Here is a 1,216-nt window from a genome sequence, read left to right on the forward strand (position 1 = left end):
GATGACCGGCTGTGAGTCGATCCGTGACGTGATTGCTTTCCCGAAGACCCAGACCGCAGCGTGCACCATGACCAAACGCGCCGTCACCGGTGGACAACAAGCAGCTGCGTGAAGTGGGCGTACAGGTACGAAAAGAAGAAGGTTGATATACAGAGACGCAGGCATGCACCACGCAGCACGCTTCACGCAAAAGCGTGCCGCAAATGTGTTGCGTGACGCGTGCTGCGTGCTGGCGGAGGTAACATGGCAGGACATAGTAAGTGGGCCAACATCAAGCACCGCAAGGCGGCCCAGGATGCCAAACGCGGCAAGATTTTTACCAAGTTGATTCGCGAGCTTACCGTGGCCGCGAAGATGGGTGGCGGCGAACCCAACGATAATCCGCGTCTGCGGGCGGCTATCGACAAGGCGCTGGGCCAGAACATGACCCGCGACACCATCGATCGGGCCGTGAAGCGTGGTGCCGGCGGTGATGACGACGGCAACATGGATGAAATCAGCGACGTTCCTGCGGGAGATGGGTGATTCAGGAATCATGACCGACTACGAACTGATCCGCAGCAAGCGCCGCTCCCTGGAGCTGCGTGTGCTGGAAGACGGGCGTGTGCAGGTGCGTGCGCCACAACGGGCGCCCCTGCGTATGGTGCAGACCTTTGTGGACAGCCGCCGCCAGTGGATCAAGGACCAGCAACAACGCCAGGCCAGTCGCCCGCGGCAACGCTGGCTGGATGGCTGCAGCGTTGTGTTCCGGGGCCAGCCGTTGATCCTGGATGTTTCTGCAGGACGGTCGTCGGTGAGTGTGGCTGGCGGCTATCTGCAGGTGCGAGTTGCCGAGCCCGACAGCGAGGCAGCGGTGCAGCAGGCGGTGGAGCGCTGGCTTCGCCAGCAGGCACGCCCGTTGTTTGAAGACAGCATCGCGCGGCAGTTCGGCTGGTTTGCCGGGCAAGGTTATACGCGCCCGGTATTGCGGGTAAAAAAGATGCGCACCCGCTGGGGCTCACTGTCGGCAAAAGGGTACATCAACCTGAACATGGCCCTGCTGCACTACCCGCCGGCAGCGCTGGATTACGTGGTCATGCACGAGCTCTGCCACCTGCAACACATGGACCACGGCCCAGGCTTCCACGCCCTCATGGACGCCCGCATGCCCGACTGGCGCCAGCGCAAGACCTTGCTCGAACAACCCCTGTTCCAGCCCTGAATAAAACCACCTAAC

Annotated in this window: 1 protein-coding gene and 1 pseudogene; both read left to right on the forward strand. The window is 61.8% G+C overall.

Annotated elements, in window-relative coordinates:
• Nucleotides 1–243: 243 nt before the first annotated feature.
• Nucleotides 244–522: pseudogene (locus ADG881_RS17145) on the forward strand (YebC/PmpR family DNA-binding transcriptional regulator); the annotation flags it as partial.
• 13 nt (nucleotides 523–535) lie between these two features.
• A complete protein-coding gene (locus tag ADG881_RS17150; protein ID WP_039927635.1) occupies nucleotides 536–1,201 on the forward strand; it encodes a M48 family metallopeptidase in 666 nt (221 codons plus the stop codon).
• Nucleotides 1,202–1,216 lie beyond the last annotated feature (15 nt).

The organism is Alcanivorax sp. DG881 (assembly GCF_000155615.1).
Classification (GTDB): domain Bacteria; phylum Pseudomonadota; class Gammaproteobacteria; order Pseudomonadales; family Alcanivoracaceae; genus Alcanivorax.

What these genes read in the sequence shown, in the direction of transcription:
- ADG881_RS17150 (WP_039927635.1), top strand. Translation starts at nt 536, where the DNA reads ATGACCGACTACGAACTGATCCGCAGCAAGCGCCGCTCCCTGGAGCTG.